21 protein-coding genes, 1 tRNA gene and 1 other RNA gene are annotated in these 21501 nt (G+C 68.0%); 16 read left to right on the forward strand and 7 right to left on the reverse strand.

Annotated features, from left to right (window positions below; translation table 11 throughout):
• Positions 1 to 245: 245 nt before the first annotated feature.
• From ACN6M5_RS01725 to ACN6M5_RS01735, 3 genes are read left to right on the forward strand one after another with little or no spacing between them, the layout of a single operon-like run.
• Entirely contained in the window at positions 246 to 1469 is a 1224-nt protein-coding gene (locus ACN6M5_RS01725) for an ABC transporter ATP-binding protein (RefSeq protein WP_434948297.1), read from the forward strand.
• Positions 1445 to 3022, forward strand: coding sequence for a hypothetical protein (locus tag ACN6M5_RS01730; RefSeq protein WP_434948298.1), 1578 nt, complete (start codon positions 1445 to 1447; stop codon positions 3020 to 3022). Before ACN6M5_RS01725 ends, ACN6M5_RS01730 begins: the two co-directional genes overlap by 25 nt.
• 40 nt (positions 3023 to 3062) lie before the next feature.
• Complete coding sequence (locus tag ACN6M5_RS01735; RefSeq protein ID WP_085369466.1) at positions 3063 to 3347, forward strand: DUF3039 domain-containing protein; 285 nt, start codon at positions 3063 to 3065, stop codon at positions 3345 to 3347.
• Positions 3348 to 3398: 51 nt separating this feature from the next.
• On the opposite strand, the gene ACN6M5_RS01740 is transcribed toward ACN6M5_RS01735, so the two are convergent.
• Positions 3399 to 4706: a nicotinate phosphoribosyltransferase gene (locus tag ACN6M5_RS01740; RefSeq protein WP_434952288.1), complete on the reverse strand. Its 1308-nt coding sequence runs from the start codon at positions 4704 to 4706 to the stop codon at positions 3399 to 3401.
• A gap of 71 nt (positions 4707 to 4777) precedes the next feature.
• On the opposite strand from ACN6M5_RS01740, the gene murI reads away from it, so the two are divergent.
• From murI to ACN6M5_RS01760, 4 genes are all read left to right on the forward strand, one after another.
• Positions 4778 to 5599 (forward strand): glutamate racemase, encoded by an 822-nt coding sequence (gene murI, locus ACN6M5_RS01745; RefSeq protein ID WP_085369468.1) that lies wholly within the window; start codon positions 4778 to 4780, stop codon positions 5597 to 5599.
• 73 nt (positions 5600 to 5672) lie between these two features.
• Positions 5673 to 6428, forward strand: a complete 756-nt coding sequence (gene rph / locus ACN6M5_RS01750) for a ribonuclease PH (RefSeq protein ID WP_085369469.1) — start codon at positions 5673 to 5675, stop codon at positions 6426 to 6428.
• On the forward strand, positions 6428 to 7027 hold the full coding sequence (gene rdgB, locus ACN6M5_RS01755) for an RdgB/HAM1 family non-canonical purine NTP pyrophosphatase (RefSeq protein WP_085369470.1): 600 nt from the start codon (positions 6428 to 6430) through the stop codon (positions 7025 to 7027). The genes rph and rdgB overlap by 1 nt, the downstream gene beginning before the upstream one ends.
• Positions 7028 to 7130: 103 nt before the next feature.
• A complete protein-coding gene (locus ACN6M5_RS01760) occupies positions 7131 to 8033 on the forward strand; it encodes a cation diffusion facilitator family transporter (RefSeq protein ID WP_434948299.1) in 903 nt (300 codons plus the stop codon).
• 78 nt (positions 8034 to 8111) lie between these two features.
• Here ACN6M5_RS01760 and ACN6M5_RS01765 read toward each other — a convergent pair whose 3' ends face one another.
• The 4 genes from ACN6M5_RS01765 to ACN6M5_RS01780 form a co-directional block, all read right to left on the reverse strand.
• Positions 8112 to 8831: a DedA family protein gene (locus ACN6M5_RS01765; protein ID WP_168689178.1), complete on the reverse strand. Its 720-nt coding sequence runs from the start codon at positions 8829 to 8831 to the stop codon at positions 8112 to 8114.
• Positions 8832 to 8991: 160 nt separating this feature from the next.
• Positions 8992 to 9076: transfer RNA gene (locus tag ACN6M5_RS01770), tRNA-Leu, on the reverse strand.
• 16 nt (positions 9077 to 9092) lie between these two features.
• Positions 9093 to 10130: an LLM class flavin-dependent oxidoreductase gene (locus ACN6M5_RS01775; RefSeq protein ID WP_168689179.1), complete on the reverse strand. Its 1038-nt coding sequence runs from the start codon at positions 10128 to 10130 to the stop codon at positions 9093 to 9095.
• A gap of 96 nt (positions 10131 to 10226) precedes the next feature.
• Positions 10227 to 11495, reverse strand: a complete 1269-nt coding sequence (locus ACN6M5_RS01780) for an MFS transporter (protein ID WP_085369475.1) — start codon at positions 11493 to 11495, stop codon at positions 10227 to 10229.
• A gap of 71 nt (positions 11496 to 11566) precedes the next feature.
• Between ACN6M5_RS01780 and prfB the strand changes: the two genes are divergently transcribed.
• The 6 genes from prfB to ACN6M5_RS01810 all read left to right on the forward strand — a co-directional run bounded on the left by prfB (position 11567) and on the right by ACN6M5_RS01810 (position 16670).
• Entirely contained in the window at positions 11567 to 12682 is a 1116-nt protein-coding gene (prfB, locus tag ACN6M5_RS01785) for a peptide chain release factor 2 (RefSeq protein WP_085369476.1), read from the forward strand.
• Positions 12679 to 13119, forward strand: a complete 441-nt coding sequence (locus ACN6M5_RS01790) for a GNAT family N-acetyltransferase (RefSeq protein ID WP_085369477.1) — start codon at positions 12679 to 12681, stop codon at positions 13117 to 13119. The genes prfB and ACN6M5_RS01790 overlap by 4 nt, the downstream gene beginning before the upstream one ends.
• 97 nt (positions 13120 to 13216) lie before the next feature.
• Positions 13217 to 14404 carry a cell division ATP-binding protein FtsE gene (ftsE, locus tag ACN6M5_RS01795; RefSeq protein ID WP_434948300.1) on the forward strand — a complete coding sequence of 396 codons (1188 nt, stop codon included), beginning with the start codon at positions 13217 to 13219 and terminating at the stop codon, positions 14402 to 14404.
• Positions 14401 to 15306 (forward strand): permease-like cell division protein FtsX, encoded by a 906-nt coding sequence (gene ftsX / locus ACN6M5_RS01800; RefSeq protein ID WP_085369479.1) that lies wholly within the window; start codon positions 14401 to 14403, stop codon positions 15304 to 15306. Before ftsE ends, ftsX begins: the two co-directional genes overlap by 4 nt.
• Before the next feature lie 70 nt (positions 15307 to 15376).
• A complete protein-coding gene (gene smpB / locus ACN6M5_RS01805; protein WP_055892644.1) occupies positions 15377 to 15853 on the forward strand; it encodes an SsrA-binding protein SmpB in 477 nt (158 codons plus the stop codon).
• A gap of 76 nt (positions 15854 to 15929) precedes the next feature.
• A complete protein-coding gene (locus ACN6M5_RS01810; RefSeq protein WP_434948301.1) occupies positions 15930 to 16670 on the forward strand; it encodes a tyrosine-protein phosphatase in 741 nt (246 codons plus the stop codon).
• Between the two features lie 52 nt (positions 16671 to 16722).
• Here ACN6M5_RS01810 and ACN6M5_RS01815 read toward each other — a convergent pair whose 3' ends face one another.
• Positions 16723 to 17391, reverse strand: a complete 669-nt coding sequence (locus tag ACN6M5_RS01815) for an SIMPL domain-containing protein (RefSeq protein WP_085369481.1) — start codon at positions 17389 to 17391, stop codon at positions 16723 to 16725.
• Positions 17392 to 17518: 127 nt separating this feature from the next.
• Between ACN6M5_RS01815 and ssrA the strand changes: the two genes are divergently transcribed.
• Positions 17519 to 17914, forward strand: a transfer-messenger RNA (tmRNA) gene (gene ssrA, locus ACN6M5_RS01820).
• Between the two features lie 93 nt (positions 17915 to 18007).
• Positions 18008 to 18901, forward strand: a complete 894-nt coding sequence (locus ACN6M5_RS01825) for a formylglycine-generating enzyme family protein (RefSeq protein ID WP_434952290.1) — start codon at positions 18008 to 18010, stop codon at positions 18899 to 18901.
• Between the two features lie 22 nt (positions 18902 to 18923).
• Here ACN6M5_RS01825 and ACN6M5_RS01830 read toward each other — a convergent pair whose 3' ends face one another.
• Positions 18924 to 19862, reverse strand: a complete 939-nt coding sequence (locus ACN6M5_RS01830; protein WP_434948302.1) for an HAD family hydrolase — start codon at positions 19860 to 19862, stop codon at positions 18924 to 18926.
• 149 nt (positions 19863 to 20011) lie between these two features.
• Between ACN6M5_RS01830 and ACN6M5_RS01835 the strand changes: the two genes are divergently transcribed.
• Positions 20012 to 21493, forward strand: coding sequence for an arylsulfatase (locus ACN6M5_RS01835; RefSeq protein WP_168690830.1), 1482 nt, complete (start codon positions 20012 to 20014; stop codon positions 21491 to 21493).
• Positions 21494 to 21501 lie beyond the last annotated feature (8 nt).

The raw sequence follows: 21501 nt of genomic DNA on the forward strand, positions 1-21501 counted from the left end.
TGACCTTCTGGCCGCCACGTCACCGAAGTCTGGTTGAGGGTTCGCCCAGGGTTCAGCCGCACTTACGCGTATCGACACCCCTTCATGCCTCCGCCAGAATACCGGCGCACCCATTCGAGGGGCAGGGGTTGACGGATGTCGTTGTTGGGTCGTTATGTACCTCACAGGACTTTCCTAGGCTGCAGGACCGCTCCAGATGGCTGGGTGGGGCTCCGAAGACCCGGGCGTCTTGGTACGTTAGCTGCGTGAGTTCCGAGCAAGCGCCATCCGACAGCACCGAGCCGATCACGGCGCGCACGCCGGGGACGCCGAGACGGAAGACCACACAGAAGACATCGAGCGCTGGGGAGCGGACGGGGGACGAGATGGCCGCGAATGCAGGTGAGGGAGACGGTGTCTCCTCGCCGCCGACGAAGGCTGCGAAGCCCGCGGCGGTGAAACGCGCTCCGAGCGCGAAGACGGCGGCGGCAGCCGCTGGTTCGAGCACGCGCAGCGCATCGCCGCGCGCACCGCGCACCACGAAGCCGCGTGCGACGAAGGCGACCCTGCCGGTCGAGACGACCGCGACGATCGAGGTCGCCGCGCCCGCCGAGGTGGCTGCGCCTGCTGCGGTGGATGCGCCCGCCGAGGTTGCCGTGCCCGACGCGGTCGACGCGCCCGCCGCATCCACTGCTGCCACCACCCAGACGAAGGCGGCGCCCACCTCCACCGAGAGCGTGCTCAGCGTCACCGGGCTCTACAAGCGCTTCGGCGACACCGTCGCCGTCGACGGCGTGTCGCTCGACGTGAAGGAAGGCTCCTTCTACGGCATCGTCGGGCCGAACGGCGCGGGAAAGACCACGACCCTCTCCATGATCACCGGGCTGCTCCGGCCGGACGCCGGACGGGTGCTCGTGCACGGCATCGACGCCTGGACAGACCCCGTCCGCGCCAAGCGCGCGATCGGCGTCCTCCCCGACAAGCTGCGGCTGTTCGACCGGCTCACCGGCGCCCAGCTGCTCCACTACTCCGGCACGCTGCGCGGACTGAGCGCCAAGACCGTGCGGTCGCGCTCCGCCGACCTCGCGACGGCGTTCGGCATCGAGGACGCCCTCGACCGCCTCGTCGCCGACTACTCGGCGGGCATGACCAAGAAGATCGCGCTGGCCGCTGCGATGATCCACTCGCCGCGCCTCCTCGTGCTCGACGAGCCGTTCGAGTCCGTCGACCCCGTGTCCGCGGCGAACGTCATCGAGATCCTGCAGCGTTACGCGGCGGCGGGCGGCACGGTGGTGCTGTCCAGTCACGGCATGGACCTCATCCAGCGGGTGTGCGACAGCGTCGCGATCATCGTGCAGGGCAAGGTGCTCGCGGCGGGGACCATCGACGAAGTGCGCGGTGAGCAGACCCTCGAGGAGCGGTTCGTCGAGCTGGCAGGCGGGCGCAAGGCAGCGGAGGGCATGGAGTGGTTGCACAGTTTCTCGGACTGAAGCTGCGCCTCATGGGCAACGCCTTCCGGCGGAGCCCGTGGCAAGTCGTCGGCCTCTCGGTGGGGCTGGTCTACGGTTTCTTCGTCACCTTCGTGGTCGTCGGCAGCCTCATCGCCGCCCGCTTCGTCCCTGACGTCGCCCAGGTGCACCACGTGCTCGTGGTCGTCGGCTCGATCGTCGTGGCCGGGTTCTTCCTGCTTCCGCTGGTGTTCGGGGTCGACGACACGCTCGACCCGCGCGCGTTCTCGCTGTTCGGCATCCCGAACCGGCAGCTGTCGACCGGGCTGCTGCTCGCCGCGCTGATCGGCATCCCGTCCATCGTGCTGACCATCTGCGCCGTCGGGACGGTCGTCACCTGGTCGCGGGATCCCGGCACCACGCTGATCGCGATCGTGTCCGCCGCGCTGCTGGTGCTGACCTGCGTCCTGGCGAGCCGCGTCTCGACGTCGGTGGCGTCGTTCCTGCTCGCCACCCGCCGGTCGCGCGAGTTCGGCGGGGTCATCGGCATCCTGATCATCGTGCTGATCGCGCCGGTGATCATCCTGCTGATGACCATCGACTGGGGACGCGACGGCCTCGGCGTGCTGTCCGGGTTCGCGGCCTGGCTCGGCTGGACGCCGCTCGGCGCCGTGTGGTCCGTGCCGGGAGAGGCCGCGGAGGGCGCGTGGGGCATCGCCGTGCTCAAGCTCCTGATCGCCGCGGCGACGGTCGGCCTGCTCTGGCTCGCCTGGACCTCGCTGGTCGCGAAGATGCTCGTCACCCCGCAGCGCGAGGCGCACGCCAAGGCGTATCACGGGCTCGGCTGGTTCGGCCGGTTGAAGGGCGGCCCGACGGCCGCCATCGCGGCCCGCTCGATGACCTACTGGGGACGCGACTCCCGCTACTGGATCTCGTTGGTGATGATCCCTGTCGTGCCCATCTTCGTGATCGTCGCGCTCACCCTCGCCGGCATCCCGGGCCACTACGTGTCTCTCGTGCCGCTGCCGCTGGTGTGCCTGTTCCTCGGCTGGACCATCCACAACGACGTCGCGTACGACAGCACCGCCATCTGGTTGCACGTCGTCTCCGGCACCCGCGGCATCGCCGACAGGGTGGGCAGGATGTTCCCGCCGATCCTGTTCGGCATCCCGGTGGTCATCATCGGCTCGATCATCACGGCCGCGGTGTACGGCGACTGGGCCGTGCTGCCCGCTGTCGGCGCGCTGAGCGGCGCCATCCTGCTGATCGGGCTCGGGCTGTCCAGCCTGTTCTCCGCGCTCTTCCCGTATCCGGCCACCAAGCCGGGCGACAGTGCGTTCGCGCAGCCGCAGACCTCTGGTGCCTCTGCGGCGCTGGTGCAGGCGCTGAGCTTCTTCGCGATCCTGATCCTCGCGTCGCCGATCATCGTGTTCCTCGTGCTGGGCCTGACGCTCAGCCCGTTCTGGCTGGGCATCGCCCCTGTGGCGGCCATCGTGCTCGGCTTCGGCGTCCTCTTCGGCGGCCTCTACCTCGGTGCGAAGGCCTTCGACCACCGCGGCCCGGAGCTCATGGCGTTCGCCAACCGCAACGACTGAGCCGATTGTGGCGCGACGCGTGGAACGTAGACTGGTGGGCATGTACGACGACAGCATTTCGGAACCCGGCGGCCTGCCGGACGGCGGAGGAACGGCGACGCTCGACCGCGAGCTCGAAGAGCTCCTGCAGAACGAGGCCATCGAACCCGGTGACCACGAGCGCTTCTCGCACTACGTCAAGAAGGAGCAGATCCTCGAGTCCGCCATGACGGGCAAGCCGGTCAAGGCGCTCTGCGGCAAGATGTGGACCCCGGGCCGCGACCCGCAGAAGTTCCCGGTGTGCCCCAGCTGCAAAGAGATCTACGAGAAGCTGCGCGACGAGTAACCGGCGCGCAGCCCGGGTGGATGCGGCCCGGCTGGATGCGGCGCAGCCGCTTTACACGTAGAGCGTCGGAAGCACGGGGTCGCCCCGCCCGACGCGGAACGCCTGGTCGGGAAGCTCCGCCATCGCGAGCGCCCTGTGCTCCCTGGCCGCGGCCGTCCCCGCCGCGCCCAGGTGCTCGCGGTGCACGACACCGTCGGTGATCAGCGGCACGAGCAGGTCGCGTCCGCGGTCGTTGACCGTCGCGCCCTTCTCGATCACGTGGATGGCCTCTGCCACCGCCACGCCCTTGTCGTCCAGCCGCCGCACCGGATGCTTGCGGCCGCCGACCGTGGCCTTGCCGTCGGACTTCTTGGCCACCGGGATCCACTCGCCTGTGCCGTCGTGCTCGCGGTGCGCGACCAGCTTGTAGACCATGCCGGACGCCGGATGTCCGGAGCCGGTGACCACGGAGGTGCCGACGCCGTACGAGTCGACGGGGGAGGCGGCGAGGGCGGCGATGGTGAACTCGTCCAGGTCGTTGGTGACCGTGATCTTGGTGTTCGCGGCTCCGAGCCCGTCGAGTTGGTCGCGCACCCGGCGGACGAGGTTCGGCAGGTCGCCGGAGTCGAGGCGGACGGCGCCGAGCCCGGTGCCGGCGACGCGGACGGCGGTGTCGATCGCCTTCTCGACGTCGAACGTGTCGACCAGGAGCGTGGTGCCGGGGCCGAGCGCATCCACCTGGGCGCGGAAGGCGTCCTCCTCACTGTCGTGCAGGAGGGTGAAGGCGTGCGCGGCCGTTCCCATCGTCGGCACGCCCCAGGCGCGGCCGGCCTCCAGGTTGGAGGTGGCGCTGAACCCGGCGATGAATGCGGCGCGCGCGGCGGCCACAGCTGCCCGCTCGTTGGCGCGCCGGGAGCCCATCTCGGCGACGGGGCGGCCGCCGGCGGCGGTGACCATCCTGGCGGCGGCGCTCGCGACGGCGGAGTCGTAGTTGAAGACGCTGAGGAGGAGGGTCTCCAGGATCACCCCCTCGGCGAACGGCGCGTCGACGACGAGGAACGGCGAGCCGGGGAAGAACACCTCGCCCTCGCGGTACCCGGAGATGGTGCCGCTGAACCGGTAGTCCGCGAGCCAGTCGATGGTCGCATCCCGCACCACGTTGTTGCTGCGCAGGTAGTCGAGCTCTGCGTCTCCGAACCGGAACTGCTCGATCAGTTCGAGCAGCCGTCCCGTTCCGGCCAGGATGCCGTAGCGGCGCCCGGCGGGCAGGCGGCGGGTGAACGCCTCGAACACGCACTCCCTGTCGTGCGTGCCGCTGAGCAGCGCGGCGTCGAGCATGGTGAGTTCGTAGCGGTCGGTCAGCAACGCGGAGGAGGCCATCACCCGTTCAGCCTAGCGAAGGCCGCGTGCGGCCGGGCCGCGGCAGCGCTCTCGTTGTAGGCTGGCTTCTTGTGACCGATGCACCGATTGGGATTTTCGACTCGGGCGTCGGCGGGCTCACCGTCGCACGCGCCGTCCGCGATCAGCTCCCGAACGAGTCCATCCTCTACGTGGGCGACACGCTGCACTCCCCGTACGGGCCGAAGCCGATCGCCGACGTGCGCCGCTTCTCGCTCGACGTGCTCGACTTCCTGGTCGACCAGGGCGTGAAGATGCTCGTGATCGCCTGCAACACGGCGTCGTCCGCTATGCTCCGGGATGCGCGGGAGCGCTACTCCGTGCCGGTCATCGAGGTCATCCAGCCGGCCGTGCGCCGCGCGGTCGCCGCCACCCGCAGCAACAGGGTGGGTGTGATCGGCACCGTCGGCACCATCAACTCCCGCGCGTACGAGGACGCCTTCGCCGCCGCCCCGTCGCTCGAACTGTTCACCCAGGCCTGCCCGCGCTTCGTGGAGTTCGTCGAGGCCGGTGTCACCAGCGGAGACGAGGTGCTGCAGGTGACCGCCGAATACCTGCAGCCGCTGCGCGACGCCGATGTGGACACGCTCGTGCTCGGCTGCACGCACTACCCGTTCCTCAAGGGCGCGATCTCCTACGTGATGGGGGAGGGCGTCTCGCTCGTGTCGAGCGACACCGAGACGGCCAAGGACGTGTACCGCACCATCGTGGGCGGCGGGCTGGAACGCACGTCGCCGCTGCCTCCGACCATCCACTACGAGGCGACGGGGGCGGACACCGAGACCTTCCTGCGCCTCGCGCACCGGTTCATCGGTCCGCAGGTCGCCTCCGTCGACCTCGTGCAGACCGGCGTGATCGAGCTGCCGCGCCCGTGATCGACGCGCCGGCCGCAGCACCCAGAAACGCTTCATCCAGCATCCCCGCATCCAGCATCACCGAGGAGAAACCGTGACCGACATCATCCGCGCCGACGGGCGCACCACCCACCAGCTGAGGCCGGTCACCATCGAACGCGGCTGGAGCACGCAGGCCGAGGGCTCTGCGCTCATCTCGTTCGGCAACACCAAGGTGCTCTGCACCGCGTCGTTCACGAACGGCGTGCCGCGCTGGATGGCCGGCAAGGGCAAGGGCTGGGTGACCGCGGAGTACTCGATGCTGCCGCGCTCGACCAACAGCCGCATGGACCGCGAGTCCGTCAAGGGCAAGATCGGCGGCCGCACGCACGAGATCAGCAGGCTGATCGGCCGCAGCCTGCGCGCGGTGGTCGACATGAAGGCGCTCGGCGAGAACACCATCGTGCTCGACTGCGACGTGCTGCAGGCGGACGGCGGCACCCGCACCGCCGCGATCACCGGAGCGTACGTCGCCCTGGCCGACGCACTGGAGTGGGGTCGGGAGCACCGCTTCATCGGCCAGAAGGCCACCCCGCTGATCGACTCGGTCTCTGCGGTCTCGGTCGGCATCATCGACGGGGAGCCGATGCTCGACCTCGCATACGTCGAGGACGTGCGCGCCGAGACGGACATGAACGTCGTCGTCACCGGCCGCGGCCTCTTCGTCGAGGTGCAGGGCACGGCGGAAGGCGCGCCCTTCGACCGCCGCGAATTGGATGCGCTGCTCGACCTCGCCGTCGGCGGAGCGGCCGACCTCGCCCAGATCCAGACCGCAGCGCTGGCCGCGACGCCGGGCGGAGCGCAGGACTGATGGTCCGCGTCGTCCTCGCCACGCACAACCAGCACAAGGCTGCCGAGTTCCAGCAGATCCTCGGGGACGCGGTCCCCGGCCTCGAGATCGTGGCGTACGACGGTCCGGAGCCGGTCGAGGACGGCGTCACCTTCGAGCAGAACGCGCTGATCAAGGCGCGTGCGGCGACGGCGCACACCGGGCTGCCCGCCCTCGCGGACGACTCGGGCATCTGCGTGGATGCGATGGGCGGGGCACCGGGGATCTTCTCCGCCCGCTGGGCGGGTTCCCACGGCGACGCAGAGGCGAACCTGCGGCTGCTGCTCGACCAGCTCGCCGACCTGCCGATCGGCACGCGCGGCGCGCACTTCACGGCGACGCTCGCGCTGGTCACCCCGGACGGCGACGAGACGGTGGTGGAGGGGCAGTGGCCCGGCCGCATCGCGCGGACCGCTCGCGGGACGAACGGGCACGGCTACGACCCGATCTTCGTGCCGGCCGGGCACGAGAGCACGGCCGCCGAGCTCGGGCCGGCGGTGAAGAACGCCGAGAGCCACCGCGCGCGAGCGTTCGCGGCGATGGTCCCCGCGCTGACCGCGCTGGTGGAGCGCTCGCGCTGAGCGCTCGGCAGCGGGCCTCGGCAGTGAGAATGAGAACGGCACTCATTCCTATCTAGGCCGCTGATCTGGCGGGTCGCGCATCCACTGCATACCGTTGATGGTGATGAGTCACAACCACGGGCATTCCGCCAACCGCAACCGGCTCCTGATCGCCATGGGGATCGTCGCGACCGTTCTGGTCGTCGAGGTGGTCGGCGCGTGGCTGAGCGGCTCGCTGTCGCTGCTCGCGGACGCCGGGCACATGCTCAGCGACCTGACGGGGCTGATCGTGGCGCTGCTCGCGACCATCGTCGCCGCTCGCCCGGCCAGCGACAGGCAGACGTTCGGCTACCGCAGGGCTGAGGTGTTCGGCGCGCTCATCAACGGGCTGATCCTCCTGGTGGTCGCCGTCGGTGTCACCATCGGAGCGATCGGCAGGCTGGTGGCGGGCGAGTCGGAGGTGCAGAGCATCCCGATGCTGATCGTCGCGGCCATCGGGCTGGTGGCGAACCTCGGCGCCCTGCTGCTGCTGCGCCCGGCCGCCGGGCACTCGATCAACATGCGCGGCGCGTACCTGGAAGTGCTCGGCGACCTGATCGGGTCGGTGACGGTGATCGTCGCGGCCGTGGTCATCCTGGCCACCGGCTTCGTGCAGGCGGACGCCATCGCGTCGCTGCTGATCGCGGTGTTCATCGTGCCGCGTGCATACCTGCTGCTGCGGGATGTGATGCGCGTGCTCAGCGAGGCGGCTCCCGCGGACACCGACGTGGCGGAGATCAGGGACCACATCCGGAAGACGCCGGGGGTGGTCGCGGTGCACGACGTGCACGTCTGGGCGATCACGTCGGGCGCCCCGGTGTTCACGGCGCACGTGGTGGTCGAGCCGTCGGTGTTCAGCTCCGGCAAGACGGGCGACCTGCTGGACGAACTCTCCGGATGCCTGTCGAAGCACTTCGACGTCGAGCACTCCACGTTCCAGCTGGAACCGGCGGAGCACGCCGCCCACGAGGACGAGTTCCACGCCTGACGGTCGCAGCCGTGACGCTGCTCGGCCAGGCGGTCAGGCGTCCGGGTATCAGGCGTCCGGGTGTCAGGCGTCCGGGTGTCAGGCGTCCGGCGTCGTCCGGGGCTCGGGCGCGCTGGTGGGCTCGCCGGCTTCGGCCGCCGCTGCCGCCTTCTTCTTCGCCTTGTGCAGCGACTGGAAGTAGTGGATGAGCGTGGGCACCAGCGTGATCAGCACGGCGCCGATCAGGATGATGTCGATGTAGCTGGAGACGAAGTTGGCGACGGGCGGGATGTAGCCGATGAGGAATCCGAAGTAGGTGAGCCCTGCGCCCCAGATGAGCGCGCCGATGGCGTTGTAGAGCGAGTACTTCTTGTAGTTCATGTGCCCGACGCCGGCCGCGACGGGCGCGAAGGTGCGCACGATCGGCACGAAGCGGGCGACGATCACGGCGAGGGCGCCGAAGCGGTCGAAGAACGCGTTGGTGCGGCGCACGTTCTCCATGCTGAACAGACCGCTCTCTTTGCGTTCGAAGACCCGTGGACCGAACTTGTGGCCGATCAGATAGCCGACCTCGCCGCCGAGGAACGCGCCGAACGCGATCACCAGGCAGACCCACCAGATGTCGACGCCGAACACCAGCGAGGTGTGCGTGAGCAGTCCGGAGATGACGAGGAGCGTGTCACCCGGTAGGAGGAACCCGACGAGCAGGCCCGTCTCCGCGAACACGATCGCGCCGACGACGACGAGCGCCCACGGACCGGCCGCATCGATGATGGTGTGCGGGTCGAGCCACGGGATGAGTCCGGCGTGATGGATCAAGATTCTCCAGAGGGCGTTCGGTGCGGGATGCTGCCGAGTTTAGTGGCCGCCACCTGCAGAGACCATGCGAATGTGCACGCCGTGAGAAAAGATCATCCTGTAGTCTGACCCTGCGCCGTCCCTGCGTCGTCCCTGCGCCCGCTGGGAGACGTCCGGTGCTTGGTGCGGGAGAAGGGACTTGAACCCTCACGCTCGAAAGCACAGGAACCTAAATCCTGCGTGTCTGCCAATTTCACCACTCCCGCGGTGCGCTAGGCGCGGCTACGACAATAGCTCATGCACGCGCGGGGCGACCTCGGTGCCGTAGAGCTCGATGGCCTTCATCAGGTGGTCGTGGCCGAGGGTGCCGTTGCTGATCTTGAGGTCGAAGCGCTCGATGCCGAGCCCGTTGGCGGTGTACGCGATCTTCTTCGCGACCGTCTCCGGCGAGCCGACGAACAGGGCGCCGTCCTCTCCCGCCTCGTGCTCGAACCGTGCGCGGGTTGCGGGCGGCCAGCCGCGCTCGCGGCCGATCCTGTTGGTCATCGCCTCGTAGTGCGGCCAGAGCGTCTCCTTGGCCTCCTCGTCGGTGGCGGCGATGAAGCCGGGGGAGTGCACGCCGATCGGGAGGGTGGTGTCTCCGCCGAACTGTTCGAGCGCGTTGCGGTACAGCTCGGCCAGCGGCTTGAAGCGCATCGGGCCTCCGCCGATGATCGCGAGCATCAGCGGCAGGCCGTAGTGGGCGGCGCGGACGACCGACTCCGGGCTTCCTCCCACGCCGATCCAGGTCTTCAGCAGGCCGTTCTCCAGGTGCGGGTACACCGACTGGCCGTCGAGGGATGCGCGGAGAGCGCCCGTCCACGTCACCGGCTCCTGCTTGCGCACCTCGGTGAACAGGTTCAGCTTCTCCTCGAACAGTTCCTCGTACTGGCCGAGGTCGTAGCCGAAGAGCGGGAACGACTCGATGAACGACCCTCTGCCGAGGATGACCTCCGCGCGGCCGCCGGAGACGCCGTCGAGCGTGGCGAAGCGCTGGAACACCCGCACGGGGTCGTCCGAACTGAGCACGGTGACCGCCGAACCCAGGTGGATGCGCTCGGTCTGCCCGGCGATGGCGGCCAGCACCACCTCGGGCGCCGACACGGCGAAGTCTTTGCGGTGGTGCTCCCCGACGCCGATGAAGTCGAGGCCGACCTGGTCGGCGAGCACGCCCTCCGCCACCACGTTGCGCAGCACCTGCGCCTGGGGGAGCGGCTGGCCGTCCGCGTCGTTGGTGACGTCGCCGAACGTGTCGATCCCGAGTTCGAGCTTCGTGCTCATACTGTCCTCATCCCGTGTCGCAGGTGTATGCGTTTGCATACACCTCAACACTGTTGCACCGAGACTATTCCGTCGCGGACGCGAAGGGGGAGAGAGCTATTCGCTCGGCCGGGCGCGGCGCGGGACGTAGCGGGGGATGTACCGGGCGAGCATCGCGGCGCCGACGAAGCCGAGCACACCGATCGCGCCGCTGGCGAAGGCGAGGGAGACCACGGCCGTCAGCAGGGACACCAGCAGCGGGGCCGCCGCCTGGCCGGCGTCTCCCGCGAACCGCCACGCGCCGAGGAACGGGGCAGGCTGATCCTTCGGGGCGAGGTCGGCACCGAGCGTCATGATGATGCCGGAGCCGATGCCGTTGGCGACAGAGAGGAAGAGCGAGACGCCGATGTACCAGGCGACGCGCGCATCCAGGTCGTGGGTGAAGGCGAGCGTGAGGAAGCCGAGCGCCAGGCCGAGCATCGACGGCAGGGCGCTCCACATCCGCCCGAAGCGGTCCATGATCTGCCCGCTCGCGTAGAACAGGGCGAAGTCGACGGCACCGGCGATGCCGATGATGAGCGCCGTGTTCGCCTCGCTCAGGCCGATGCTGATGGCCCACAGGGGCATCAGCACGGTGCGGGCCGACCGGATGGCGCCGATCAGCGCGACGCCGGTGCCCATCCTGGCCAGCACGGCCCTGAACGACCAGATGGTGCGGAACAGGCCGTGCGTGCGCTCCTCCGCCTCCTCTTCCCCTGCGGTCAGCACCTCGCCGCCCTCGACCGCCGCGGCCGGGCTCGGCCCGAACATCTTCTCCGGGTCCGGCAGAACGATCAGCACGACCACCGAGCCGAGGCAGCTGACGATGAAGATCCAGAACACCGACTGCGTCGAGCCGGTGATGCTGATCACGAGCGAGGCGATCAGCGGTCCGACGAACCAGCCACAGCGGAAGATGCCGCCGAGCGTCGACAGCGCCCTGGCGCGGTAGCGCTGCGGGACGTACGAGGTCATGAACGCGTGGCGCGCGAGGGCGAACACTGCCGTCGCCAGGCCGACCACGAAGATCCCGACCATGAGCACCCAGTAGTTGGGAGCGACCAGGCAGACGCCGACGCCGAGGATCGCGACGACGGCGGCGTAGATCATCGAGGCGCGCTCGCCGATCCGCGACACCACCCAGCCGCTCGGGATGTCCCCGGCCAGCTCGCCGAGCATCACCATCGAGGAGATGAAGCCCGCGATGGCCAGGCTCGCACCGAGATTGCCCGCCGCGATGGGGATGATCGGGATGATCGCGCCCTCGCCGATGGAGAACAGCAGCGTGGGGAGGAAGGCGGCGAGCGCCACGGACCGGAAAGAGAAGGGTCGCTCGTCGGAAGTCATTTCTTTAACACACTACAACTGGATGCGCGGGGCCCCGGCGGCCGGACCTCCCCGGTAGGCTGGTCGGCGACATGATTGAAATCGATCTTTCCCAGCAGATCGCCGAACTGCGCTCGACGTTCGCCGACATCCGTTCCGTGGTGAACGTGGACGCGCTCACCGCCGAGATCGCCTCGCTCAGCGAGCAGGCGGGCGCTCCCGACCTCTGGGACGACACCGAGAACGCCCAGAAGATCACCAGCGCGCTCAGCCACCGGCAGTCCGAGCTCGCCCGCATCACCTCGATCGAGCGCAGGCTCGACGATCTCGAAGTGCTCGTGGAGATGGCCAACGACGGCGAGGGCGACGAAGCCACCGCCGCCGAGGCGCGCACCGAGCTCGAGTCGCTGCAGAAGAGCCTCGGCGACCTCGAGGTGCAGACGCTCCTGAACGGCGAGTACGACCCGCGCCCAGCCGTCGTCACGATCCGCGCGGGCGCCGGTGGTGTGGACGCCGCCGACTTCGCCGAGATGCTGCTGCGCATGTATCTCCGCTGGGCCGAGCAGCACAAGTACCCCGTGCAGGTCATGGACACCAGCTACGCGGAGGAGGCGGGCATCAAGTCGGCCACCTTCGAGGTGGACGCGCCGTACGCCTTCGGCACGCTGTCCGTCGAGGCGGGGACGCACCGCCTGGTCAGGATGAGCCCGTTCAACTCGGCGGGCAAGCGCCAGACCTCGTTCGCCGCGGTCGAGGTCATCCCGCTGATCGAGGAGACCGAGTCGATCGAGATCCCGGACAACGACATCCGGGTGGATGTGTTCCGGTCGTCCGGCCCGGGTGGCCAGTCCGTCAACACCACGGACTCCGCCGTCCGCATCACCCACCTCCCCACGGGAACGGTGGTCTCGATGCAGAACGAGAAGAGCCAGATCCAGAACCGCGCCGCCGCCATGCGCGTGCTGCAGAGCCGCCTGCTGCTGTTGCAGCGCGAGGCGGAGGCTGCGGCGAAGAAGGAGCTCGCAGGCAACATCACCGCCAGCTGGGGCGACCAGATGCGCAGCTACGTGCTCGCGCCGTACCAGATGGTCAAAGACCTGCGCACCGACTACGAGGTCAACAACCCCGCCAACGTCTTCGACGGAGACCTCGACGGCTTCATCGCCGCGGGCATCCGGTGGCGTGCAGGCGCGAAGGCCGACGCGTGAGCGGCCAGCCGTCCGCGGTGATCGAGGTCGCCTCAGTCGTCGACGACGAGCTGGTGGATGCTGTCGTCACGCTGCTCCCGCAGCTCTCGTCCAGCGCGACCTTCGACAGGGCGCTCCTGGAGCGCGTCGTGGCGAGCGAGGCGGCGACCCTGTTCGTCGCCCGCCTCGACGGCGCGATCGTCGGTATGGCGACGCTGGTCGCGTACGCCATTCCGACCGGCCTCCGCGGTCACATCGACGACGTGGTCGTCGACGAGAGCACCCGCGGCCGCGGTGTCGCCAGGAGCCTGCTCGAGGCGATGATCGCCCGCTCGGCCGAACTCGGCATCCGCACCCTCGACCTCACCTCCCGCCCGTCCAGGGTGGCGGCGATCAGGCTCTACGAGTCCGTCGGGTTCGTGCGCAGGGACACCAACACGTTCCGATTCGCCGGATAGCTCGCTGACGGCTGCCGTTCGGGCCGCATCCAGGCTTGTCGCGCAATGGTGAGTCGCTACTGCGGATCGGCCCAGGGTTGCTTAGTCTCTAGAGGTCATGATCCGGTTCGAACACGTATCCAAGCAGTATTCGGGCACCTCGCGCCCGGCACTCAACGCCATCAACCTCGAAGTGCTGCGTGGGGAGTTCGTCTTCCTCGTCGGTGCATCCGGCTCGGGCAAGTCGAGCTGCCTGCGGCTCATCCTCAAAGAGGAGAAGCCCACCACGGGGAAGATCCATGTGCTCGGGCAGGACCTGGGCACGATCTCGTCGCGCAAGGTCCCGTACTTCCGCCGCAACATCGGCGTGGTGTTCCAGGACTTCCGCCTGCTGCCCAACAAGACGGTCTTCGAGAACGTCGCGTTCACGCTGCAGGTGATCGGCAAGTCGCGCGGCTTCATCCAGGAGGCCGTCCCCGACGTGCTGAAGATGGTCGGCCTCGACGGCAAGGCGCAGCGCCTCCCGCACGAGCTGTCCGGTGGTGAGCAGCAGCGCGTCGCCATCGCCCGCGCGGTGGTGAACAAGCCGCAGGTGCTCCTGGCCGACGAGCCGACGGGTAACCTCGACCCCGCGACCAGCGCCGGCATCATGGCCGTGCTCGACCGCATCAACGCGGGCGGCACCACGGTGCTGATGGCCACGCACGAGGCGGCGATCGTCGACCAGATGAAGCGTCGCGTGATCGAGCTCGTCAACGGGCAGATCATCCGCGACGAGCGTCACGGCGGCTACGGCGTCACCGCGGCGATCCCCACCATGCAGGCCGCGGAGCAGCTGCAGGATGCGCGTCCGGCGTCCGCGCCGGTGCAGCAGCAGCCGCAGCAGCCGGTGTACGCGCAGCAGCAGCAGCCGGCGTACGAGCCGCAGCACGAGATGGCCAGGCCGCACGTTCCCACGTCCGACCCCGCGGCGCCGGTCAGCGTTCCGGTACCGGTCCAGGCCGCACCGCAGCAGACGCAACCCGCCCCCGCCGAGCCGCAGCAGCCGGTGGCCGTCCCGCAGGCCGGGGTCGCGCATCCGGAGCCCGTGTCGGCGCAGCAGCAGCAGACGCCGTCTCAGCAGCAATACCCCGCGCCGGTGCAGTTCGCGACGGCCGCGACAACGCCGCCGCCTCCTCCGCCGCCTCCGGCGAACGATAACAAGGACCTCCCCGACCACCTCAACTTCACCGCGAACCTCGACCTCCGGGGTCTGCGGGATGACAGCGACTCCAACGGCGAGCAGAATGTGGGGCCGACCAAATGAGATTCGGCCTGATCTGGTCAGAGGCAGCGAACGGGCTGCGCCGCAACGTGTCGATGGTCGTCTCGGTCATCCTCGTCACCTTCATCTCGCTGACGTTCGTCGGCACCGCCGTGCTGCTGCAGATGCAGATCAACCAGATGAAGACCTACTGGTACGACCGTGCCCAGGTGGCCGTGTACATGTGCACGGAGACCGACAACTGTGTCGGAGGGGCGGCGAACGAGCAGACCATCGCCGCCGTGAAGAAGCAGCTCGAGTCTCCTGAGCTGTCCCCGTACATCCAGAAGTTCTACTTCCAGGATCAGAAGCAGGGCTACGAGCAGTTCAAGCAGCAGTTCAAGGGCAACCAGATCGCCGACTTCGTCACGCCGGAGATGATCCCGCAGACGTTCTGGGTCAACCTGAAGGACCCGAGCAACTCGGCCGTGCTGACCGAGACGCTGTCCGGTGCCGCCGGTGTGCAGAGCGTCGTCGACCAGCGCAGCTACCTTGACCAGATCTTCTCGATCCTCCGCGCGGCCAGTTTCACCGCCATCGGCATCGCAGCGCTGATGCTCGTGGCGGCTGCCTTGCTGATCGCCACGACCATCCGGTTGTCGGCGTTCTCGCGAAGACGGGAGCTCGGCATCATGCGGCTGGTGGGTGCGTCCAACCGGTTCATCCAGACGCCGTTCATCCTGGAGGGCGTGTTCGCTGCACTGATCGGCTCGATCCTGGCGGCGGGGGCGGTGTACGGGATCGTGCACTTCTTCGTGCGCGGGTTCCTGTCCGAACGCATCCAGTCGATCAACTTCGTCGGGGAGGGGGATGCGCTCGTCGTGGCGCCCCTGCTGCTCCTCGTGGGGGTGGTTCTGGCGGCGGCGTCGGCGAACTTCGCGATCAGTCGCTACCTGAAGGTCTAGTTCGCCATATACTGGATGGCTGCCTTGCGTACCGCGGGCGGCATCCGATCGAACGCGTCAGGAGTGAGCTGTGCCCAGGGAACGTGGCCAGAAGGTGGTGGCCACCAATCGCAAAGCCCGCCACGACTACACCATCGAAGACACCTATGAGGCCGGTCTGGTCTTGACGGGGACCGAGGTGAAGTCGTTGAGGGCCGGTCGCGCATCCCTCGTCGACGGATACGCGTTCGTCGACGGAGGCGAGGCGTGGCTCGACGCCGTGCACATCCCGGAGTACGCGGACGGCACCTGGAACAACCACGCCCCGCGACGCAAGCGCAAGCTGTTGCTGCACAAGGCGCAGATCCTCAAGATCCACAACAAGGTGAAAGAGGGCGGGTACACGATCGTCCCGCTGCAGATCTACTTCAGCGACGGGCGCGCGAAGGTCGAGATCGCGGTGGCCAAGGGCAAGCGCGAGTACGACAAGCGCCAGGCGCTGCGCGAGCGGCAGGACAAGCGCGAGGCCGACAGGGCCATGTCGAGCAGGAAGCACCTGGGCGAGTAGCCGCACGCAGCGCCTCGGCGTAGCCGCGGCAGGGGAGTGCGGGCGGCGCGTCCGGAGCGCGTGGCAGACTGAACGCATGAGTTCGATCGCACCGCGCATCCCCGTGAACGGCACGTACAACTTCCGCGATGTCGGCGGCTACCGGGCCGACGGCGGAACGATCCGATCGGGCAAGCTGTTCCGTTCGGACGGCCTGCACTCGCTGGGCGAGACGGGCAAAGACGCGCTGCGCGAACTGGGCGTACGGGTGATCATCGACCTGCGCGACGACTTCGAGTTGAAGACGCTGCCGGACGACCTCGACGGGCTGGACGTGGAGGTGCTGCACCTCCCGGTGTTCGAGGGCTCGGGCGCCTCCCAGGCCACGATCGGCGCGACCCTGGTCGACCTCTACGCGAAGATCGTGCTGCAGCACACGGATGTGGTGATCACCGCCCTGCGCGAGATCGCGGACACCGGCGACGAGGGCGTGGTGGTGCACTGCACGGCGGGCAAAGACCGCACGGGCATCGTGATCGCGCTCGCCCTGCTCGCGGTCGGCGTCGACCGCCGGACGGTGGTCGACGACTACGCGCGCACGCAGGCGAACCTCGCCGGCCCCTGGCTCGAAGGCATGCTGAAGCTGGTGCAGAGCCACGGCGTCGAGGTGACTCCCGATCTGCGCGTGATCATGGGAGGCAGCCCGCCGGAAGCGCTCGAGTCGGCCCTCGACCTGATCGACCGCGAGCGGGGAGGCGTCCACGCCTACCTGAAGGACGCCGGGCTGGACGACCTGGAGCTGGCCAAGCTTCGCTCGGTGCTGGTCGAGGAGAGTTGACGCGCGACGCGTTGTCGTGGCGACGCGGCACGCGGCTTATCGGCGTCGCGGCTCAGGACGCTGCGAAGCGCGCGTGCACCTGGACCGCGATGGTGATGTCCTCCGGCTTCAACGCCAGCGTCCCACCGCCGACGTCTGCGGACGCCGCCCTGGCGAACATCGGCTGCGACTGCTGCTGTGCGGAGGTGTGGTCGCCGAGCATCCCCGGATCGCTGAGCGCGAGCGGCTTGACGGAGCCGAGCCCGAGGCTGGTGGCGTAGACGGTCGCCTTCGCGACGGCGTTCTCGACCGCCCGGCGTCGCGCCTCCTGCACCAGGGTCTGCTTGCGCGCCTCCGTCAGCGCCCAGGTCACACCGGACACGGTCACGCCGTCGAGCAGCGACACGACGCCGACCCAGTCGGACAGCGCGCCGAGGTCGCTGAACTTCGCCTCGATGCCGACCTGGGCGTGGTACACGATCGGCAGCTGCTTGCCGTTCTGGTTCCACGGCCGCTCTCCCCACACCCGCAACTGGTCGGACGACCACCAGGTGACGGGCCCGGACTGCGGATTGTGGATGTCCCGCAGCTCGCTGGTGAGGGAGAGATGGCGTTGCGTCGTGAGCGCGAGCACCTCATCCCGGCTCGGTCCGTCGTACGCGACGGTGAGGCGGACGGTGCCGCGTTCGGCAGGCTGATGCAGTTCGTATTCGCCCTGGACGGTGATGATCGTGTCGGCCATCCTCCGATCGTGGCATAGAACGGGGCCTCGGGATGCTGTAGGATAAGAAGCTCGCCGCAAGCGGTGAGAACAGTATCTGGACAACTCAACAGCGCGTGACAGCGACCCAGCCTCACCGGCTGCGCACGGGGATGATCGGTTTCGACATTGTCTGCGAGAGTGTGAGAAGCGGGTCGAGGATGCATGCTTATCTCGTAAACGATGCATGCAAAAAACAAGTGCCAATTCAAAGAGCACTGTCTCTGCCAAGGCAGACTTCGCCCTCGCGGCGTAAGTTCTTCCAAAGCAACTTATGAGACCGTCAAGCCGGGAATAGCTCTCTACCCGGATTCTGGCGTCATCTAGAGAGCTTGCCTCCATGTTGAGTATCAGGGCGTGGAGGGACGTGCACTGATGCTGGGCTCGTCGGTTTAGGTGCCAGTGGCAAATTCCGGAGCCGAGTAGAACGTCAACACTGGCTACACCCGTAGAAGGCATATGACCACAGCAGTGGACGGGGGTTCAATTCCCCCCATCTCCACCATTGGTCGCTGTCACGCGTTGTTCGAGTCCGGCGAAGTCCCTGGCACGGCCCCCTGCGAGTTAGGGTGAGGTCGTGAAGTCACGGACGCGGGACATGGTGTTGATCGACGGCGGCTCGTTCCTGATGGGATCGGACGAGTTCTATCCCGACGAACGGCCCGTCCATGAGCGCGACGTCCGTTCGTTCTCGATCGACCGCTATGAAGTCACGAACGAGCAGTACGCGGAGTTCGTCGATTCGACCGGCTACGTGACCGTCGCAGAGCGCGAGCTCGACCCCGCGGCGTTCCCCGGAGCCGATCCCGCTTCCCTCGTCCCCGGCTCGATGGTGTTCACCCCGTCGGCCGGTCCGGTCGATCTGAACGACTGGCGCAACTGGTGGACGTGGACGCCGGGCGCCTTCTGGCGGCGGCCGTTCGGGCCGGGCTCGTCCATCGCCGACCGGATGCAGCATCCGGTCGTGCACGTTGCGTTCGAGGACGCCCTGGCGTATGCGGGGTGGGCAGGGCTGCGCCTCCCGACCGAGGTCGAGCACGAGTACGCGGCCCGGGGTGGCCTGGATGGGGCGCGTTTCGCCTGGGGCGAGGAGATCTATCCGGACGGCACCGCGCAGGCGAACTCCTGGCTCGGCCGCTTCCCGTACGACAACCAGGGTGTCGGCGGCACCGCGCCCGTCGGTTCGTACCCGGCCAACGGATACGGGCTCTACGACATGGTCGGCAACGTCTGGGAATGGACGTCCGACTACTACACGCCCCGGCACCTGCGTCTGTCCGATAAGCCGGTGGATGCCGGCAAGCGGCAGAACCTGCTCGCAACGGCGAGCGCCCAGCCGGAGTTCCCGGAGATCGCGCGGCGCGTGCTCAAGGGCGGATCGCATCTGTGCTCGCCGGACTATTGTCTTCGGTTCCGTCCGGCTGCGCGCTCACCCCAGGCGGAGGACACGGGCATGTCGCACATCGGGTTCCGCTGCGCACGCGACGCCTGAACCGCCTCGCGGCGGTCGAGGCTCACGCTGACGGAGCTGCCGGGAAGATCTCCGACCAGTCGTTCTTGACGCTGACGACGGTGTAGCCGCGGGCGTCCGCCTCGGCGAGCGCCCGCTCGGCCCCCTTGTCGTACGGGATGTCTCCGCGGCCGGTGTCGTCGTCGTGGTGGATGAGCAGTGCGAGGCCGGTGCCGGAGCGCCGGGTGAAGTCCAGCATCGGGATGTCGCCGTTGGCGTTGCCCCCTGCCAGCAATGGCCGCCGGCCGATGCGGTTCCAGATGCGCGCTGGTTTCTCGAGTCCGTCGTCGAAGAAGGCGAGGGATGCGCCATACCGCAGTTCTCCGGATTCTTCGTCGTACGTCAGTTCGTACGCCGACCCGACGACGCGTTCGGGGGGAACGCCGTAATAACCCTCCGACATGGGACGCATGAAGTCCCGTTCGCCCGCCGACACGATGTAGCAGACGAAGCCGTTGGCGCGGAGGTAGTGCAGCAGCTCGACCATCGGCTGGTAGACCGTCTGGGCGTACGGTCTGTCCAGGACAGGGTGGTGCGCCGTGCGGTAGAACTCGGACACGGAACGGGCGTAGTCCTCGACGCTGCTCCGTTCCGTCACTTCGACGAGGGCGCCGATGAGCGCGTGGAGGTCGTCGTCGTCGCCGTCGTAGTGCTTGTCAACGGCTGCTCCGATCCACGAGAGGTCGCCGCTGGCCACGGCGGTGTACGGCTGGTGCCGCGCGAGTGCGGGGTCGGCGCGGAGTCTGGTGCGCCATTGCTCCACGACGTAGTGCAATTGCGTCGGCATCGGCTTCTCGATCCAGAGGGTGCCGTCGTTGTCGAAGACCGCGACGCGCTGCTCGACAGGGACCGCCCCCGGTCCTGTCGCGACCGACTCGACGAACGAGACGATCGCCGCCAGGGTTGGGGTGTCTCGCCAGGACGGTAGGTGCGGTTCAGCCATCGTGGGCCTCCTCGATCGCCGCGGCTCGGGATGGAGTCAGCGCAGGTGCTGCGATTGTCCACCACTTTCGCCGAGAGAACGAGTCTGTTGCGAAGCTTTTCCAGTTGCTAGGGTCCAGCCATATCGTTCCGTTATGCGAGGGGGCTCGGATGCCTGAGAAGCCGAACATCATCCTGTTCATGTCTGACGATGTCGGTTGGGGGGATCTGGGCTGCTACGGCGGCGGCGAGAACCGTGGCGCGCCGACGCCGAACCTCGATCGCCTCGCCGCTGAGGGCTTGCAGTTCTTGTCGTTCTACGGGCAGCCGAGCTGCACGCCGGGACGGGCTGCGGCGATCACCGGCCGACTCCCGATCCGCAGCGGTATGACCACTGTCGCTTTCCCCGGCCAGGGCGGCGGACTTCCGGCGGCAGAGTGGACGTTGGCCAGCGTGCTCAAGAAGGCGGACTACGACACCTGCCACATCGGAAAATGGCATCTCGGAGAGGCCGACTACGCCATGCCGACCGCTCACGGGTTCGATCAGATGTTCAACACGACCCTCTACCACCTGAACGCGTACACATACACCGACAAGGCGTACAACCCGGACTTCCCGTTCGACGATCCGGCCACCATGAAGATGTGGGGCAATGTGACCGGCGCTCTGGAAGGCACGACGGGGGAGCAACCGCACGAGGTGGAGAAGGTCGACTCGTCGAACATCCCGTTCATCGACGAGAAGTCGACGGCTATCGCGCTGGACTACCTCGAGGAACACGCGGCCGGCGAGAACCCGTTCTTCCTGTACCTCAATACCGCCAAGCTGCACCAGCCGAATCTGCCGCATCCGGATTTCGAAGGTTCTTCGCTCGCGAAGTCGAAGTATCTCGACTCCCTCGTCGAACTCGATCACCGGGTCGGGCAGGTCGTCGACAAAGTCCGGGAGCTGGGCATCGCCGAGAACACCCTGATCATCTGGACGACGGACAACGGCGCGTGGCAGGACGTGTATCCCGACTGCGGGTACACGCCGTACCGAGGCACCAAGGGAACCGACTACGAGGGCGGCAGCCGTGTCCCCGCCATCGCGTGGTGGCCGGGGACTATCGAGGCCGGGCGGCGCAATTCCGAGATCGTCGGGTCGCTGGATCTGATGGCGACGTTCGCGAGCATTGCGGGCGTGGACCTTCCGACCGAGGATCGCGACGGCGAACCGACCATTTTCGACAGTTACGACCAGACCGCCCTCCTGAAAGGCGAGGGCCCGTCGACGCGAGATCACTGGTTCTACATGACCGAGACGGAGGCCATCCCGGGCGCCATCCGCCTCGGCAAGTGGAAGGCGATCTGGAACGTCCGCGACGGCTGGCGCGGCCCCGCGTCGTACACGGCGATCGTGCCGGAGCTGTTCGACCTGTGGCAGGACCCGCAGGAGCGGTACGACATCTTCATGAACAGTTTCGCCGAGAAGACCTGGCAGCTGCCGCAGATGGCCGACCGGTTGCTCGGAGTGCTTCCCACGTACACGAAGTACCCGAACCGGCCGATCCAGACCGCGGGCATCAGCTATGCGATCTTCGAGACCGACGACGCTCAGGTGCAGGAGCAGATCAAGAAGATGCTTCACGGGCTCTCGTCGTCGAACTGATCGCAGAT

The organism is Leifsonia araucanica (assembly GCF_051161895.1).
Classification (GTDB): Bacteria; Actinomycetota; Actinomycetes; order Actinomycetales; family Microbacteriaceae; genus Leifsonia.

Bases quoted from the DNA above. Each gene is read 5' to 3' on its own strand.
- ACN6M5_RS01760 (WP_434948299.1), top strand. From the start codon at position 7,131: ATGAGTCACAACCACGGGCATTCCGCCAACCGCAACCGGCTCCTGATC.
- ACN6M5_RS01780 (WP_085369475.1), bottom strand. From the start codon at position 11,495: ATGACTTCCGACGAGCGACCCTTCTCTTTCCGGTCCGTGGCGCTCGCC.
- ACN6M5_RS01775 (WP_168689179.1), bottom strand. From the start codon at position 10,130: ATGAGCACGAAGCTCGAACTCGGGATCGACACGTTCGGCGACGTCACC.
- ACN6M5_RS01810 (WP_434948301.1), top strand. From the start codon at position 15,930: ATGAGTTCGATCGCACCGCGCATCCCCGTGAACGGCACGTACAACTTC.
- ACN6M5_RS01830 (WP_434948302.1), bottom strand. From the start codon at position 19,862: ATGGCTGAACCGCACCTACCGTCCTGGCGAGACACCCCAACCCTGGCG.
- rdgB (WP_085369470.1), top strand. From the start codon at position 6,428: ATGGTCCGCGTCGTCCTCGCCACGCACAACCAGCACAAGGCTGCCGAG.
- prfB (WP_085369476.1), top strand. From the start codon at position 11,567: ATGATTGAAATCGATCTTTCCCAGCAGATCGCCGAACTGCGCTCGACG.
- ACN6M5_RS01825 (WP_434952290.1), top strand. From the start codon at position 18,008: ATGGTGTTGATCGACGGCGGCTCGTTCCTGATGGGATCGGACGAGTTC.
- ACN6M5_RS01815 (WP_085369481.1), bottom strand. From the start codon at position 17,391: ATGGCCGACACGATCATCACCGTCCAGGGCGAATACGAACTGCATCAG.
- ftsE (WP_434948300.1), top strand. From the start codon at position 13,217: ATGATCCGGTTCGAACACGTATCCAAGCAGTATTCGGGCACCTCGCGC.
- ftsX (WP_085369479.1), top strand. From the start codon at position 14,401: ATGAGATTCGGCCTGATCTGGTCAGAGGCAGCGAACGGGCTGCGCCGC.
- ACN6M5_RS01740 (WP_434952288.1), bottom strand. From the start codon at position 4,706: ATGGCCTCCTCCGCGTTGCTGACCGACCGCTACGAACTCACCATGCTC.
- ACN6M5_RS01835 (WP_168690830.1), top strand. From the start codon at position 20,012: ATGCCTGAGAAGCCGAACATCATCCTGTTCATGTCTGACGATGTCGGT.
- ACN6M5_RS01735 (WP_085369466.1), top strand. From the start codon at position 3,063: ATGTACGACGACAGCATTTCGGAACCCGGCGGCCTGCCGGACGGCGGA.